Below are 15,867 nucleotides of genomic sequence, written 5' to 3'. Positions count from 1 at the left end.
CGAGGATACCGGGCAGAAGATGCGCCACGAAAGTGTAGACAAGGAACACGCCAGTGATGATGACGAGAGCAAGACCCGCCACCCGGCGCGTCAGTTCTAGGATCATCGCAGACCCGGCCGTCGCAGCGAAAGCGACGCCGATGGGCACAAAGGGTGTGCCGACAGAGTTGCGCGCAGCCGTGCCGTAGATCGCCACCAGATAGGCCGCAACGGCGACCCCGCAGACCGCGAGCAGGATGTCCGAGACGCGGAAGCGGTCACGCGGGGCTTTCTCCAGCCAGCCCAGCACGATCCCGCCGCCCGTTGCGATCAGCAGCGGAATGCCGAAATACCAGACCTCTTGCGAATAGATCGGAGTCCCGGCAAACGCGGGCCACGTCGTCAACCCGCCCATTTCCGGCAGGCTGCCGGACGCGATGGTTTGCGCGAACCAGAGACTCGTTCCCAGCGCCAGAAGCGCCGGAAGGAACAGCACATAGGCGATCTTGCCCCAGATGCCGCCGTCAGCGGTCTCGTCCTTGTCCGAGAACATCGCGGCGTTGTAGATCACGAAGCCCAGCGCCAGTGCTCCGGCAATGTGCACGATGCGGAAGTTCCAGGTTTCCATCGGGAATTGCGGCAAAAGCGGCACCGTGATCCCGGTATAGGCCGAGATCGACACACCATTGAGCGCCGCCATATGGAACAGGGCGTAAAGCGCTGCGAAGCCCGCGACCGCCTGCATGCGCCAGCCGGTCAACAGACGCCGGTTGCCTTCAATGGGCTCTTCATCAACCCCGTCGGCGATCAGCCCGTCTTCGGCCCGTTTGGATTCCTCAACCATTGCCACCTCCCTGGCAAAGCCGCCTTGGCTCCTGCGTCGGCGCTTCGAAACTGTGTGAAAAAGGCATCCCGTCCGGCGCCATTCGGGGCGCGCGAGATGCGAATGAGGCGGCGCGAACCCCTGTCGCGCCGCCTCTGGATCGTCTTACATGCCGTGGATCATGCTGTCAGGGATGTCCGCGCCCGCGTTGTCCTTGAACCACTGGGCCGCACCGGGGTGCCACTTCATGACGGTGTTCTTGTCCCAGTTTTCCGGCAGAGTGGCCGTCGCCGCGCGGTGGATGTTCACCATGCGCTCGTTGTCGGACATGACAACGTCGACCGCCGCGTTCACAAAGCTTGCCGGCAGGTCGCAATTGGCAATCGCGAAGTTCCACATCGACACAGAGCGCGCCGGTGCGGTCAGCGTGGTGTAGGCATCCGCCGAGATCTCGAACGCGGAGACCGGGAAGGCTTCGATGATCTTGGCCTGCTCTTCTTCGGTGAACTCGATGATGTTCACGTCGGTCTGCACTTCAAGCTGCGACACCGCCGGAACCGGAACACCGGCCGCGAAGGCGATCACATCCAGAAGACCGTCCTGCAGCTGACCGCCAAGGTCGGACCAGCCGCCGTTGCGACGCTCGAAATTCACGCCCAACTCTTCCATCATGCGCGGGAAATAGGTGTCGGATGTGGATCCAGCAGGGCCAAAGCCGATGCGCGCGCCATCCGGGATTTCCGAAATCGAGGTGATGCCCGACGAGGAAAGCGCCGTCACCGAGAACGGTGTCTGATACATCGGGAACATCGCGCAGGCGTTGGTCATCTGCAGACCGGGCGCGATCGGGTTGGTGCCCGCCAGCGATTCCGCGGCCGGACCCATGGTTGTCATGCCGAACTGCGCGTCACCGGTGTGCACCAGCGCCATGTTCTGCATCGGGCCGCCGGTCACTTCGGCGCCACCGGAAATGCCCAGCTCTTCTGCGACAAGGTTCGCCCAGCCCGAGCCATAGGCAAAGAAGGTGCCGCCCTGCGACGCGGTGCCCACGGTAAAGCTCTCCGGCCAGCCAGTCCGGTCGACATGGCTTTCGGCCAGTGCCTGGCCCGTGATGGCACAGGTGACGGCAAAGGTAAGTGCTGTGATCTTCTGCATTGGTTCCTCCCGAACGCATAGATGAAGTAGAAAGCCCGGCCATGCGTTGTTCCGCCGGGTCAGCGCTGAGGAACCACGCGAGACGCCCGCAGGCATAGCGCCGTTAACGCCAACAATTTGGGCAAAATGCAGATTCTCGAAGCGCATGGGTCGGGAACGTGACAAAGCGCCCGTTTTGTGTGTGGAACTCGACACAAAGCCCGGCGCCCTTGGCGATCAGCTCTCGCCCTCGGTAAAGGTTTCGCGGTCCAGACCGTATCTCTGCATCTTCTCGTAAAGCGCCTTGCGCGAGATTCCCAACGCCTCGTAGGTGTCCTTGAGCCGCCCCGCATTGGCGGCAAGGCTGGCCGCGATCAAAGCGCGCTCATGATCCGCCACGCGGTCCGCCAGCGTCCGGGTGGCCGGGCTGGCGGGCTCGGTCGCCTCGTGCAGCCCCAGCACATAGCGTTCGGCCGCGTTGCGCAGTTCGCGCGCATTTCCGGGCCAGTCCCGCGCCGCAATGGCGTCCAGAACGGCCCCTGGAACCTGCGGCACCGGTTGGCGATGGCGCTCCGCCATCTGGCCCACAAAGGTCAGGAACAATGTCGGGATATCCTGCCGCCGCGCCGCAAGCGACGGCATCCGGATCGTCACCACGTTCAGCCGGTACAGCAGATCGCTGCGGAACCGCCCCTCGGCGGCCGCCGCCTCCAGATCGGTCTTGGCCGCCGCCACGAAGCGCACATCGAGGTCGATCGGGTCATGCGACCCAAGACGGCTGATCGAACGGGTCTCCACCACATGCAGCAGCTTGGCCTGAAGTGCGACCGGCAGGCTGTCGATCTCGTCAAGAAACACGGTGCCCCAACGGGCATGTTCGAACTTGCCCGCACGGGCCCGCGTCGCTCCGGCAAAGGCGCCGGGCTCGTGTCCGAAAAGCTCACTCTCGATCATCTCGGCCGGAAGAGCCGCGCAATTGATGGCCACGAAAGGCCGGTCGGCCCGGCGGCTGGCGGCATGCAGCGCCTGTGCGGCCAGCCCCTTGCCGGTTCCGGTATCACCGACGATCAAGACGTCCGCATCGCTCGCGGCCACAGCGCGGATCTGCTTGCGCACGAACTCCATTTCGGGACTGAAGCCGCGCAGACTGTCCATCGTGGCGATCAGCGGCGCCATCTGCGACCGAAGCTGCCGGTTCTCCAGCGTCAGCCGCCTCAGCTCGAGCGCGCGGCGCACCGCGTCGACCAAACGCTCCGGCGCATAGGGCTTTTCGATGAAATCATAAGCCCCCTCGCGCATCATCCCAACGGCAAGATCCAGATCTCCGTGCCCCGTGACGAGGATCACTGGGATCTCGGGGTCTTTCTGCAGGGCCGCACGCAAGAGATCCGTCCCATCCATCCCTGGCATGCGGATATCCGTCACGACGATCCCCGGAAACTCCGGTCCGATCTTCGGCAAGACGTCTGCGGCACGGTCGAAACAGGTGCAATCGAGATCGGCCAGTTCCAGTGTCTGCTGCGCCGCAATGCGCAGAGGCTCCTCGTCATCGACGAAGAGAACGGGCCCCGGCACGGTCATTCTGCGGCCGCCAGCGACGGGGCTTCGGCCCGTTTCAGCGTCACGCTGAACACGGCGCCGCCTTCGGGATGGTTGCGCCCTTCCAGCGTCCCGCCGAAATCACGCACGATGTTGTATGAGATCGACAGCCCCAACCCCATCCCTTTGCCCGGTTCCTTGGTGGTAAAGAACGGATCGAAGAGCTGCGCGATTTCGGCCTCGGTCATGCCGGGGCCCTGATCGCGCACCCGCACATGCACCAGTGCGCCTTCCCGATCCAGCGACAGCTCGACGACCGGCTCGGGCAGATCGGCCATGGCGTCCACCGCATTGCTGAGCAGATTCACGAAGACCTGTTGCAACCGCACCTGACCGCCCTGAACCCAAAGCTCGCCGTCGATCTCGTCCCGCTGCACCCGGCAGCCCGACGCGCGCATCTTGGGCTCCAGAATGACCAGTGCCGTATCCAACGCCCGGTTCAGTAGGACAGGTTCGGTCTTTTCGCCGGGGCGCCGCGCAAAGTTCCGCAGATGGGTCGAAATCGCAGCCAGCCTGTCCACCATGTCGTCGATCATGCCCACGTTCTGACGCACCTTTTCGGGCTCTCCGCGATCCAGATAGGCGCCGGCATTGCGCGCAAAGGACTTCACGGCGGCCAGCGGCTGGTTGAATTCGTGGCTGAGCGCCGCCGCCATCTGGCCCAACGCCGCAAGCTTGCCCGCCTGGATCAGTTCGGTCTGCGTCTGGCGCAGCAGGGTCTCGGCCGCGCGCCGTTCTTCCACCTCCTGCGTGATCAGGCGATTGGCTTCCTTGAGCTCTGCCGTCCGCTGGGTCACGCGACGTTCCAGCTCTTCCTGCATCGACAATGCTGCGCGGATCCGCTCCTGCAGCTGCACGCGGCGCTGGATCACCACGGTTGCAATCAGCCCCACCAGCAGCAGCAGCAGCGCAGTCAACGCGACAGTGCCGAGCGCCCGCGTCCACGCCTGTTCGCCCGGGGTCAGCAGCGACACCGTCCAGCCCGCTTCGGGGATCATCTGGCTCTGCATGACATAGCGGTTGATGGTTCCGTCGTCGCCCGTGATCTGCAACCTCTGGAAACCGGCGTCGAACGGGTCTTGCGTGACATCCAGTTGCTGAAGCTGATCCATCGGGTATTTCTTGGTGTCTTCGATGGTCGCCCGGGCCTCTGCGCCAAGTGGCCCCAGCGACCGGAAATGCCACTCGGGACGGCTGGCCATGAAGATCACCCCGGCATCGTCGAGCACGAGGATCTCGTTATTGCCGTCGCGCCACGCGTCCTCGAACGCATCGACGGTGAACTTCACCGCCAGCACACCCAGGATGGCTTCGCCATCCCGCACCGCTTCGGCAAAGAAATACCCGCGCTCGCCAGAGGTGGTGCCCAACGCGAAGAACCGCCCCTGTTCCCCGTCAAGGGCACCTGTGAAATACGGCCGGTACGCAAAATTCTGACCGACGAAGGACAGTTCCTTCCAGTGGTTGCTGGCCGCGATTGTCAGGCCGGTCGGGTCGATCAGGAAGATGTCGGACAGGCCCACCTCTTCTGCCGTACGGTGCAAGGCGTCGTTCACCCTGTCGATCACATCCCCGTTCGACGGCTCACGCAGCGCGCGGGCCAGATCGGGGCGTTCTGCGATCAGGCCCGGCAGCGCCTCGAACCGGCGCAGCGATCCTGTCAGACCCTCCACCGCGAGCGTGAGCGTCGGCGCTTCGCGTTTGCCGATCTGGCTCAGATACACCCGCTCAAGCGCAGGCAGCAGCAGCACAAGCATCGCCAGAAGCACGGCCACGCCGCCGAGGACCAGCCCAATGGCCCAGCGGCGCGTTACGCGCTTTTGCTCTGTGTGCAGCGTTGCCGTCATGGCGCGAAGATGCGTCGAATTGCAGGCCGAGACAAGCCGCGCCCGCGCGGGCCTACATCACCGCACCGATCTGCCAGGGGACGAATTCATGATCGCCAAGACCCAGACGTTCCGATTTGGTAGCCTGCCCCGAAGCCGTGGCGCGGATCAGATCGAAAATCTCGCGGCCTTTGTCGGCGATGCTGACACCTGCAGAAAGGACATCGCCGGTGTTCAGGTCCATGTCATCGGGCATCTGCTGGAACAGCCGGTCCGAGGTCGCCAGCTTGATCGTCGGTGCGGGCTTTGACCCAAAGGCAGATCCGCGTCCGGTGGTGAAGACAACGATCTGCGCCCCACCCGCGATTTGCCCTGTGACAGAGACAGGGTCGTACCCGGGCGTGTCCATGAACACGAGACCGCGGCTGCTCACCTGTTCGGCGTAGTCATAGACCGCCGTCAACGGCGTGGACCCGCCCTTGGCCGCCGCACCCAGCGATTTTTCGAGGATGGTGGTGATCCCGCCCTGCTTGTTGCCCGGGCTCGGGTTGTTGTCGAGCGATCCGCCGTTCAGCGTCGTGTACTGCTCCCACCATTTAATCTGACCGATCAGCTTTTGCGCCACCGCGTCAGATGCGGCGCGGCGCAGCAGCAGTTGTTCGGCCCCGTAAATCTCGGGCGTCTCCGACAGGATCGCGGTGCCGCCCTGCGCGACGAGCAGATCACTCGCCACACCCAGCGCCGGGTTCGCGGTGATCCCGGAAAACCCGTCCGACCCGCCGCATTGAAGTGCCACCCGCAGCGCGGACATCGGCTGCGCGCTGCGGGACACGTCGTTCACCTGCGGCAAAAGCCGGACCACGTGATCCTTGATCGCGTCAATCGTGGCGCGCGTGCCGCCAGTGTCCTGAATGGTCAGCCCGTGGAAATGCGATGTGCCCTCGGCCCCGAAATGCGACTGCATCCGTGCGATCTGCATGACTTCACAGCCCAGTCCCACAAACACCGCGGCACCCACATTCGGATGGGTGGCATGCCCCCAGAGCACCCGGTCAAGGATCTCGAACCCCGGCCCGCTGCCCGCCATGCCGCAGCCCGTACCATGCGCCAGCGCGACAATCCCGTCGATATTCGGATAGGGATCGAGCAGACCGCCATCCTCGATCTCGGTCGCAGCGCGGCGGATCACCGTGGCGGAACAGTTCACCGTCGCGAGAAGCGCGATGTAGTTGCGTGTACCCACCCGTCCGTCAGGGCGCAAATAGCCTTGGAACGTCAGAGGCTCGCTCCGAGGGATTGCGGCCTCTGCCACCGCCAGATCGGCCCCGATTTCATAGGTCTGCTCGGGGTTGTCGAACACGCAATTGTCCGTGTGAACATGCTCCCCGGCGGCAATGGCGCGGGTCGCCTTGCCGATGAACTGCCCGAACTTGACCACCGCGTCGCCCGCTCCGATGTCGTGACGCGCGATCTTGTGCCCCGCTGACAGAGACGCCGGAAGCGGTGTCCCAAGCCCCAAAGGGTCCTCGCCCGCCTGAACGCGCGTCGTCAGAACCGCCACGTTGTCCGACGGATGCAGGATCAGCGGTTCAGGCATGACCAATCCCCCGGATCACACCGCGCAATTCCGCAAGCCCGCGCAACCGTCCGATCAGCGGATAGCCCGGCACGAAATCGCGGTCATGATCGCTCAGCATGTGATGACCATGGTCCGGGCGGAACGGGATCACATGATCCGCGCGCCCCTCGGCCCTGCGCCGCGCCTCTTCGCGCAAGAGCACCCGCAGGAGCAGCACCATATCCGTATCACCGTCCAGATGCGCTGCTTCCTCGAACGACCCATCCGCCTCTTTGCGCACATTGCGCAGATGCGCAAAATGGATGCGGTCGGCCACCCGCGCGGCAATGGCAGGCACATCATTCCCCGGATGCGCGCCAAGCGAGCCGGAGCAGAGCGTCACGCCATTGGCCGGGCTGTCCTGCGTTGCCAGTATCCATTCCAGATCATCGCCCGTCGATACAATGCGCGGCAGGCCAAGAATGTCGCGCGGCGGATCGTCGGGATGAACGCAAAGCCGAATGCCAAGGTCTTCGGCGGTCGGCACGACCTCAGCCAGGAATCGTGCATAATTCGCGCGCAAAGCGTCCCGGTCGATACCGTCATAGGCAGCCAGCGCCGTGCGCAGGCCCGGAATGTCGTAGCGGTCGAACGCCCCCGGCATCCCCGCCATGATCGACCTGAGCAGTTTGTCACGCTCCGCCTCGCTGGCCTGCTGATACCATGCGGCGGCGCGGACGCGCACATCGTCGCTGTAATCGTCCTCGGCGGCCTGACGCCCCAGCATGTGAATCTCGAACGCCGCCATATGCGTCGCCTCGAACCGCAGACAGGTCGCACCGCCAGCGACCGGGGCGGCAAGATCCGTCCGTGTCCAATCCAGGAGCGGCATGAAGTTGTAGCAGATCGTCCGCACGCCCTCTTCCGCCAGATGGGACATCGACTGACGGTAATTGGCGAAGAGCGCCGACAGGTCGCCCTCGCCTTTCTTGATCCGCTCATGCACCGGCAGGCTTTCGACCACGGACCAGACGAACCCCGCCTCTTCGATGGCGCGCTTGCGGGCGGCGATGGCCTCACGCGGCCAGACCTCACCATAGGGGATGGCGTGCAGCGCGCTGACGATGCCAGAGGCCCCCGTCTGCGCCACCTCGGCCAGCGTGATCGGATCGAACTCTCCGTACCAGCGCCACGTTTCGATCATCGCGCGACCTCCTCGACCGCGGCGCGTGTGCCGTTGCTCCAAAGCCGGACCGCGGCTTGGGTCACGGGGTCTGACAACCGCTCTGCCAGATCCGCCGGGAATACATCGCGGATGGCCAGCAAGGCCGCAACCTTGCTCTCGGGGGTTTCCGCACTTTCCGACGCATCCCGCAGTCGCGCTGCCAGAGGATCGCGCACGTCAATCTCCTGCCCCTGTTCATTCACCCCGCCGACATACCGCATCCACGCCGCCACAGCGAGGCAGAGCGCCGGCGACTCGCGCCCCGCCGACAGGTTGCTCGCCAGACTGCCCAGGATGCGCTGCGGCAGTTTCTGACTGCCATCCATCGCAATCTGCCATGTCCTGTGGCGAATCCGTGGATTGGCATAGCGGTCGAACAGCGCGTCGGCATACTCCGTCAGGCTCACCCCCTCTGGGGCCTGCACTGCAGGTATAATCTCGGACCAGAGCCGCCGGACATAGGTGGCAAAGACCGGATCGGACACCGTGTCGGCAATGGTCTCATGCCCAGCGAGATAGCCGGTATAAGCCAGCGCGGAATGGGTGCCGTTCAGCATGCGCAGCTTCATTTGTTCATGCGCCGTCACGTCCTGCACCATCTCGACACCAGCCGCCCCGAAATCGGGACGCGCATCGCCGACGAAATCGTCTTCGATCACCCATTGCGCAAAGGGTTCGTGCATGACTGGTGCCGCGTCGGGACGTCCGGTCAATTCTGCCACCCGCGCGATGTCGGCCTCAGTGGTGGCAGGCGTGATCCGATCGACCATCGTGCAGGGGAACTTGCCCTCGGCCTCGATCCAGTCGGCCAGTTCCGGATCGAGCCGCCGTGCAAAGTCCAGCACCAGACCGCGCACAAGCCGTCCGTTCTCAGGTAGATTGTCACAGGTCAGCACTGTGAACGGTGCGTCGCCAGAAGCCCGACGACGCTGCAAGGCGCGGACCAGAAACCCAATCGCAGACACTGGCACATCATGGGTCAGATCCCGCTGGATGTCGGGATGATCGACGTTCAGCGCGCCGGTCGCCGGGTTGTGACAATACCCCTTTTCGGTGACCGTCAGCGTGACGATCCGGACCTCCGGTTTCGCCATCGCCGACAACACCGCCTCGGGGTCTTCCGGCGCGACAAGCACGTCATTCAGAACGGTGATCCAGCGCGTCTTTTCCCCCTCAGGCGCAAGAGTGACCGAGGTGTATCCCCACTCCTGTCCGCGCAGCGCATCGCGCGTGTCCGGGCTGCGCAAGGATACGCCCACGATGCCCCACTCGCCCCCCGACGCCACCATCGCATCCTGAATGAACACACATCCAAAGGCGCGAAAGAACGCGCCGAGACCCAGATGCACAATCCCGGTCTTGGGTCGATACGACAGATCAGCGGGCAAGCCAGCCTCCATCCACATTCAGAACCGCGCCATGCACGTACCGCGCCGCAGGTGTACACAGGTAGACGGCGGCTCCGGCGATGTCCTCGGCCTGCCCCCAGCGTCCCGCCGGGATCCGGTCAAGGATCGCCTGATTGCGGTCCGGATCGCTGCGCAGCGCTTCGGTGTTGTTGGTCTCGATGTACCCCGGAGCGACAGCATTGACGTTGATGCCCTTGGCGGCCCACTCGTTCGCCAAGAGCTTGGTCAGCCCCGCCACACCATGTTTCGACGCGGTGTAGGACGGGACCCGGATGCCGCCCTGAAACGACAACAGCGACGCGATGTTCACCACCGCCCCGGTTCCGCCCCGGGCCAGCACGGCCTTGGCAAAGGCCTGCGTGGTGAAGAACAGCGCCTTGAGGTTGACGTCCATCACGTCGTCCCAATCTGCCTCGGTGAAGTCCACCGCATCGGCACGGCGGATGATGCCCGCGTTGTTGATGAGCAGATCGATGGGCTGGCCGTCGAACAACCCCTGCCCCGCCATCGGATCTGCGAAATCCACCAGAACCGACGCGGCCGTCCCTCCCCCTGTCGTGATCGCAGAAACGGTCTCGTCACAGGCACGGCGGCCGGCACAGATCACCTCCGCCCCCGCCTCGGCCAGACCGACGGCAATCGCCTGCCCGATGCCGGTATTGGCCCCGGTCACAAGCGCGCGGCGTCCTTTCAGCGAAAAGGCCTTCACCGCAAATCCTCCATCGCCACCATGTCCATATCGGTGAAATCGACATTATCGCCCGCCATCGCCCAGCAGAAGGTGTAGGAGGCCGTGCCAGCGCCCGCATGGATCGACCAGGGCGGCGAGATCACCGCCTCTTCATTGGCCATGACGATGTGCCGGGTCTCGGACGGCTCTCCCATCAGGTGGAACACGCGCTGGTTTTCGGGCAGCTTGAAATAGAGATACGCCTCCATGCGCCGATCATGAAGATGGGCAGGCATGGTGTTCCAGACCGACCCTTCCGCGAATTGCGTGTAGCCCATGAGAAGCTGGCAGCTTGGGCACACCTCGGGGTGCAGGAACTGGATGATGACCCGCTCATTCGCCGTTTCGCGCGCACCCAGCTCGACGCGCCGTGCGTCGGCCAGCGTGATCAGGCGCGTCGGGTAGGTCTGATGGGCCGGGGCAGACAGCACGTAGAACCGTCCGTTGCCGCCAAAGGTCACCGGGCCGGACCCCATACCGATATAGAGCACTTCGCCGGACCCGACATCGTAGGTTGTGCCAGCCACGGCAACCGTTCCGGCATCGCCGATGTTCAGAACGCCCATCTCGCGCCGGTCGAGGATCGACGCGGTGCCAGCTTCCTTGACCTGATCCAGCGTCAATTCTCCCCCCGCAGGCACGGCGGAGCCAAGGATCAGCCGGTCGTAATGCGTGTAGACAAGGTTGATCTCGCCCTCCGTAAAGAGGTCCCCGACATGGAACTGTGCCCGCAGCTGATCGGTGTCCAGCGTCTTGGCCGTGGCCGGATCAATCGCGTAGCGGGTTTGCGTCTTGAGCATGGTGTCAGGCCTTTCGGGTCAGAGAAAATCGTCGCGGCGCGGGGTGAATGTGTCGATCAGCGTGCCCGCCGCGCGGCAGATGCAGCCATGACGGACACCCGACGGGATCACGACACTGTCGCCCGGGCCAAGGTCGTGTTCGGTGTCGCCGACGACAAAGGTGAACCGACCGGACTCGACATAGGTCGATTGTACATGCGGATGGTCATGCAGCTTGCCTTCGGCTCCGTCTTCAAAGCGGAACGCAACGACCATCAGATCGGGGTTTTCGGCCAGCACTTGCCGGGTCACACCCGGATCGGTTGGAACAACGGGATAGGTCATGGCAGCCTCATCTGAAGAGCGACGGCAGCCAGAGCGACAGCGCCGGAATATAGGTGACAAGCATCAGCGTCGCGAAAGCCGCGCCGTAGAACGGCCAGATCGTGCGCACCGCATCCCAGACCGGGATACGGCCCACCGCACAACCGACAAACAGCACCGCGCCCACAGGTGGCGTGCAGAGCCCGATGCCAAGGTTCAGGATCAGGATCACCCCGAAATGCACCGGATCGACACCAAAGGCGGTCGCCACCGGCAGAAAGATCGGCGTGGTGATCACGATGAGCGGCGACATGTCCATGAAGGTGCCAAGGATCAGCAGCACGAGGTTCAAAAGCAGTAGGATGATGATCGGGTTGTCCGACACGCCCTGCAACAGCGCCACCATCGACGCGGGCACCCGTGTGTAGGCCAGGAGCCAGCCAAAGGCCGCAGCGCAGCCGATGACCATGAGCACCATCGCGGTGGTGCGCACGGCGGCAAAGGTCGCCTCGATAAAATCGTGCCAGCTCAGGCTGCGATAGACGAAAAACGTCACCAGAAGCGCATAGACAACCGCGATGTTCGAGGACTCGGACGCGGTGAAAATGCCCGACCGCACGCCGCCGAAGATGATCGCGACAAGGATCAGACCCGGTGCGGCGGACACGAACAGCGTGCCCAGCATCCGCACGCCCTGAAACGGCTGCGTCGGATAGCCCTTGCGCACCGCCATCCACCACGCCGCCAGCATCAGCAGGCCAGCCAGCAGGAAGCCCGGAATGATCCCGGCGGTGAAGAGATCGGCAATCGAGATCTTTCCTCCGGCGGCAATGGAATAGATGATCATGTTGTGCGACGGCGGCAGCAGCAGCGCGATGATCGAACTCACCACGGTGATGTTCACCGCATAATCCGTGTCATAACCGCGCTCTTTCATCTGCGGCACCATCAGGCCACCGACCGCACTGGCATCGGCAGCCGCCGACCCGGAAACACCGCCGAACATGACCGAGGACAGCACGTTCACCTGCCCCAACCCGCCGCGCAGATGGCCGACAAACCCTCCGGCCAGCGCCACCAGACGCCGGGCGATGTCACCCCGCACCATCAGATCGCCCGCGTAGATGAAGAAGGGGATCGCCATCAGCGCGAACACCGACACGCCGGAGTTTAGACGCTGGAACACGACGACGGGCGGCAGGCCCAGATAGGCGATGGTGGCAAAGCTGGACACACCAAGGCAGAACGCAACCGGTGTGCCGATCAGCAGCAGAAACGTGAAAGTTCCGAAAAGGACATAGAGTTCCATCAATCGATCTCCGCCTCTTCACCGAACCGCGCGGTCGGCAGCCCCGCAGCGCGGCGCGCGATGCGCTCGACCGAAAAGAGCACGATCAGAACACCGCCCGCGACGATGGGCGCGAAGTCGAACGCGCCGGAAATTCCGAGGCCCGGCAGTTTGTTACCAGCCGTCTTTTCGGCAAGCTGCCAGCCGTACCAGATCATGCCGATGCCAAAGCCGCTGACGGCCAGATCCGAGATCGAATGCAACACCATCTTGATGCGGTGCGGGACGACATACAGAAGCACGTCAAAGGACAGGTGATACCCTTCGCGGATACCGACGGCAGCGCCCAGAAAGATGAACCAACCCATGATCATGACCGACGCGGGTTCGGTCCAGATGATGCTGTCGTTCAGCACGTAGCGCCAGAACACCTGCGCCGCGATCAGCAAGGTCATCAGGACAAGCCCGATCCCGGCGACCCACAAGGCAACACGCGCCAAACGCCCGGTCAAAAGCGCAATCGTTTTCATCATGTCAGGCCTGCCCACCCTGCTCGGAATGCCCGCCCCAAAACCGGTGCCTTGGGACGGGCCTTGGATTATTCGGTGGCCTGAATGTCAGCGACCATCTGCTGAAGCTTGGGCGAGGTCACGTATTTCTGGTAGACCGGCACCATCGCTTCGATGAACGGCGTCTTGTCGATATCGGTGATGATCTCGACACCGGCATCCCGCACGCGCTGCTCGGACACCTTTTCGCGCTCCTGCCACAGTTCACGCATCAGCGGTACGGAATCGCGGGCCGCCTGACGGACGATCTCCTGCTCTTCGGCGGACAGCTTGTCGAAGCTGGACTTCGACATCACCAGAACCTCGGGCACGATCAGGTGCTGGTTCAGCGTGTAATACTTGGCCACTTCGAAATGGCCCGAGCTGTCATAGGACGGCCAGTTGTTCTCGGCCCCGTCGATCACACCGGTCTGGATCGAGGAATAGACCTCGCCATAGGGCATCGGGGTCGCGTTGGCGCCGAGGGCCGACACCATGTCGACAAAGATATCCGACTGCATCACGCGGAACTTGAGACCGGCCAGGTCTTCGATCGACCGGATCGGCTTTTGCGAGTTGTAGAAGCTGCGCGACCCACCGTCGTAGAACGCCAGACCGACAAGGTCATGATCGCTGAACGCATCGAGGATCTGCTGACCGACAGGGCCATCCATCACGCGGTGCATGTGATCGGTCGAGCGGAAGATGAAGGGCAGCGACGGCACCTGGGTTTCTTCGATGATATTGTTGAACGGCCCAAGCGAGACACGGTTCATGTCGATCACGCCGAACTGGGTCTGTTCGATCGTGTCCTTCTCCTGCCCCAGCTGGGCCGAGTGGAATACTTCGATGCAGAGTTTGCCGCCCGTGCGCTCTTCGAGCATCTCGCCCATCTTCTGCACCGCGACGACGGTCGGGTAGCCTTCGGGGTGGGTGTCCGACGACCGCAGCGTCACTTCGCAGGCCGATGCGGCCGAGACAAAGGCGACGCTGGCCAGCAGGGCCGCCCCGAGTGTTTTGACGTAATTCATGGTTTCCTCCCAGAAAATGGCTCTCAGAGCCGGTAAGCCTGCTTTGCAAGCCGGTACGCGAGGTCATGTGCGACCTCGAATGCTTCGTCCTCTGCCAGCCGCCCGGTGGCGATCAGGTTGGCAAGGAACGCGCAATCGACCCGCCGCGCCACGTCGTGACGCGCGGGGATGGAACAGAAGGCACGGGTGTCGTCGTTGAACCCGACCGTGTTGTAGAACCCGGCGGTTTCCGTCGCCATTTCGCGGAACCGTATCATCCCTTCAAAGCTGTCATGGAACCACCACGGAGGTCCGAGTTTCAGCGCAGGATAGACACCCGCGAGAGGTGCCAATTCGCGGGCATAGGATGTCTCGTCCAGCGTAAAGAGGATGATCGTCAGATCGGACCGTTCCCCCACGGTGTTCAGCAGCGGGCGCAACGCATGGACGTAATCAGTGCGCGTGGGAATGTCATACCCCTTGTCGCGCCCGAACCGCGCCATGATCGCGTCGGAATGGTTGCGCGCCGATCCGGGGTGGATTTGCAACACCAGACCGTCGTCAAGGCTCATCCGCGCCATCTCGGTCAGCATGTGACCCCGGAAGGTATCCGCCTCGTCTTCGGAGCAAACCCCGCGCAGCGCCTTGTCGAACAGCGCCGCCGCCACCTCCTGCGGCAGGTCTTCGGTGCGCGCCGTGGCATGGCCGTGATCCGAGGATGTCGCGCCGAATTCCTTGAAATAGGCGCGCCGGTTGCGATGCGCGGCAAGGTAGCCCTGCCACGTGGTCGCGTCTTCGCCCGCCATCTCGCCAAACTGCTCCACGTTGGCGGCAAAGTTCTGAAACTCCGGGTCGACCACCGCGTCCGGGCGATAGGCGGTGATGACCTTTCCACCCCACCCGCTGTCGCGGATCATGCGGTGCCATTTCAGATCGTCAATCGCACTTTCGGTGGTCGAGATCGCCTCGATATTGAACCGCTCGAACAAAGCACGGGGACGGAACGCCTCCTGCTTCAGGCAATCGTCGATCTGGTCATAGATCGCGTCGGCGGTCTCGGACGACAGGCGCTGATCCACGCCGAACACCTCTTGCAGCGCGTGGTCGATCCAGATCCGCGAAGGGGTGCCCCGGAACAGATGATAGTGCGACGCAAAGAGCCGCCAGATTTTGCGCGGGTCCTGTTCCGTCTCTCCGCCATCGACACGGGGCACGCCCATTGCCTCAAGCGGAACACCCTGCGAATGCAGCATGCGGAACACGTAGTGATCGGGCGTCACGAACAACCGGGCCGGATCGGGGAACGCGGCGTTTTCAGCGTACCATTGCGGGTCGGTATGGCCGTGGGGGCTGATGATCGGCAAATCGCGGACCGTGTCATACAGGTCACGGGACAACCGGCGCAAAACCGGGTCAGGCGAAAACAGCCGATTCTCATCCAGTAGCGCCATGATTCCTCCCGTTTTTCTCCAACGGCGCATGGCGTTTGACCGACCGCTGATGACTAATATCCTAGTTTGGCAATTTTTCCCCGTCAACTAACCCGGATAATTCATGAAGCCGCAGGCTTTTAGTCACGAGGCCGGTTTCCCTTGGTTCAGGTTTGTCTCGCGCACTCGATATCTGCGTCCGGGT

The 15,867-nt window shown here is 63.4% G+C and carries 13 protein-coding genes and 1 pseudogene; all 14 read right to left on the bottom strand.

Features of this window, described 5'->3' with window-relative positions; translation table 11 throughout:
- Positions 1 to 823: pseudogene (locus MRY75_RS01410) on the bottom strand (TRAP transporter permease); the annotation flags it as partial.
- Positions 824 to 967: 144 nt separating this feature from the next.
- Complete coding sequence (locus tag MRY75_RS01405) at positions 968 to 1,957, bottom strand: TAXI family TRAP transporter solute-binding subunit (protein ID WP_292305358.1); 990 nt, start codon at positions 1,955 to 1,957, stop codon at positions 968 to 970.
- 216 nt (positions 1,958 to 2,173) lie between these two features.
- Positions 2,174 to 3,517, bottom strand: a complete 1,344-nt coding sequence (locus MRY75_RS01400) for a sigma-54 dependent transcriptional regulator (RefSeq protein ID WP_292305357.1) — start codon at positions 3,515 to 3,517, stop codon at positions 2,174 to 2,176.
- A complete protein-coding gene (locus MRY75_RS01395; protein ID WP_292305356.1) occupies positions 3,514 to 5,382 on the bottom strand; it encodes an ATP-binding protein in 1,869 nt (622 codons plus the stop codon). The genes MRY75_RS01400 and MRY75_RS01395 overlap by 4 nt, the downstream gene beginning before the upstream one ends.
- Before the next feature lie 52 nt (positions 5,383 to 5,434).
- On the bottom strand, positions 5,435 to 6,958 hold the full coding sequence (locus MRY75_RS01390; protein WP_292305355.1) for a UxaA family hydrolase: 1,524 nt from the start codon (positions 6,956 to 6,958) through the stop codon (positions 5,435 to 5,437).
- Positions 6,951 to 8,123: a mannonate dehydratase gene (gene uxuA, locus MRY75_RS01385; RefSeq protein WP_292305354.1), complete on the bottom strand. Its 1,173-nt coding sequence runs from the start codon at positions 8,121 to 8,123 to the stop codon at positions 6,951 to 6,953. Before uxuA ends, MRY75_RS01390 begins: the two co-directional genes overlap by 8 nt.
- Complete coding sequence (locus tag MRY75_RS01380) at positions 8,120 to 9,544, bottom strand: mannitol dehydrogenase family protein (RefSeq protein ID WP_292305359.1); 1,425 nt, start codon at positions 9,542 to 9,544, stop codon at positions 8,120 to 8,122. The genes uxuA and MRY75_RS01380 overlap by 4 nt, the downstream gene beginning before the upstream one ends.
- A complete protein-coding gene (kduD, locus tag MRY75_RS01375; RefSeq protein ID WP_292305353.1) occupies positions 9,522 to 10,262 on the bottom strand; it encodes a 2-dehydro-3-deoxy-D-gluconate 5-dehydrogenase KduD in 741 nt (246 codons plus the stop codon). The genes MRY75_RS01380 and kduD overlap by 23 nt, the downstream gene beginning before the upstream one ends.
- A complete protein-coding gene (gene kduI, locus MRY75_RS01370) occupies positions 10,259 to 11,083 on the bottom strand; it encodes a 5-dehydro-4-deoxy-D-glucuronate isomerase (RefSeq protein ID WP_292305352.1) in 825 nt (274 codons plus the stop codon). Before kduI ends, kduD begins: the two co-directional genes overlap by 4 nt.
- A gap of 18 nt (positions 11,084 to 11,101) precedes the next feature.
- On the bottom strand, positions 11,102 to 11,407 hold the full coding sequence (locus MRY75_RS01365; RefSeq protein ID WP_292305351.1) for a cupin domain-containing protein: 306 nt from the start codon (positions 11,405 to 11,407) through the stop codon (positions 11,102 to 11,104).
- Between the two features lie 7 nt (positions 11,408 to 11,414).
- Complete coding sequence (locus MRY75_RS01360) at positions 11,415 to 12,695, bottom strand: TRAP transporter large permease (RefSeq protein ID WP_292305350.1); 1,281 nt, start codon at positions 12,693 to 12,695, stop codon at positions 11,415 to 11,417.
- A complete protein-coding gene (locus tag MRY75_RS01355; protein ID WP_366934897.1) occupies positions 12,695 to 13,204 on the bottom strand; it encodes a TRAP transporter small permease in 510 nt (169 codons plus the stop codon). The genes MRY75_RS01360 and MRY75_RS01355 overlap by 1 nt, the downstream gene beginning before the upstream one ends.
- A gap of 68 nt (positions 13,205 to 13,272) precedes the next feature.
- On the bottom strand, positions 13,273 to 14,253 hold the full coding sequence (locus MRY75_RS01350) for a TRAP transporter substrate-binding protein (RefSeq protein WP_292305348.1): 981 nt from the start codon (positions 14,251 to 14,253) through the stop codon (positions 13,273 to 13,275).
- Between the two features lie 23 nt (positions 14,254 to 14,276).
- On the bottom strand, positions 14,277 to 15,683 hold the full coding sequence (uxaC, locus tag MRY75_RS01345) for a glucuronate isomerase (RefSeq protein WP_292305347.1): 1,407 nt from the start codon (positions 15,681 to 15,683) through the stop codon (positions 14,277 to 14,279).
- Positions 15,684 to 15,867 lie beyond the last annotated feature (184 nt).

The sequence above is a fragment of the Marivita sp. genome, assembly GCF_022763305.1.
Lineage (GTDB): Bacteria > Pseudomonadota > Alphaproteobacteria > Rhodobacterales > Rhodobacteraceae > Marivita.
The sequence above is the reverse complement of the archived record's forward strand: the minus strand, read 5'-3'. Positions and strand labels throughout refer to the sequence as shown.

What these genes read in the sequence shown, in the direction of transcription:
- MRY75_RS01405 (WP_292305358.1), bottom strand. Translation starts at nt 1,957, where the DNA reads ATGCAGAAGATCACAGCACTTACCTTTGCCGTCACCTGTGCCATCACG.
- MRY75_RS01400 (WP_292305357.1), bottom strand. Translation starts at nt 3,517, where the DNA reads ATGACCGTGCCGGGGCCCGTTCTCTTCGTCGATGACGAGGAGCCTCTG.
- MRY75_RS01395 (WP_292305356.1), bottom strand. Translation starts at nt 5,382, where the DNA reads ATGACGGCAACGCTGCACACAGAGCAAAAGCGCGTAACGCGCCGCTGG.
- MRY75_RS01390 (WP_292305355.1), bottom strand. Translation starts at nt 6,958, where the DNA reads ATGCCTGAACCGCTGATCCTGCATCCGTCGGACAACGTGGCGGTTCTG.
- uxuA (WP_292305354.1), bottom strand. Translation starts at nt 8,123, where the DNA reads ATGATCGAAACGTGGCGCTGGTACGGAGAGTTCGATCCGATCACGCTG.
- MRY75_RS01380 (WP_292305359.1), bottom strand. Translation starts at nt 9,544, where the DNA reads ATGGAGGCTGGCTTGCCCGCTGATCTGTCGTATCGACCCAAGACCGGG.
- kduI (WP_292305352.1), bottom strand. Translation starts at nt 11,083, where the DNA reads ATGCTCAAGACGCAAACCCGCTACGCGATTGATCCGGCCACGGCCAAG.
- MRY75_RS01365 (WP_292305351.1), bottom strand. Translation starts at nt 11,407, where the DNA reads ATGACCTATCCCGTTGTTCCAACCGATCCGGGTGTGACCCGGCAAGTG.
- MRY75_RS01360 (WP_292305350.1), bottom strand. Translation starts at nt 12,695, where the DNA reads ATGGAACTCTATGTCCTTTTCGGAACTTTCACGTTTCTGCTGCTGATC.
- MRY75_RS01355 (WP_366934897.1), bottom strand. Translation starts at nt 13,204, where the DNA reads ATGAAAACGATTGCGCTTTTGACCGGGCGTTTGGCGCGTGTTGCCTTG.
- MRY75_RS01350 (WP_292305348.1), bottom strand. Translation starts at nt 14,253, where the DNA reads ATGAATTACGTCAAAACACTCGGGGCGGCCCTGCTGGCCAGCGTCGCC.
- uxaC (WP_292305347.1), bottom strand. Translation starts at nt 15,683, where the DNA reads ATGGCGCTACTGGATGAGAATCGGCTGTTTTCGCCTGACCCGGTTTTG.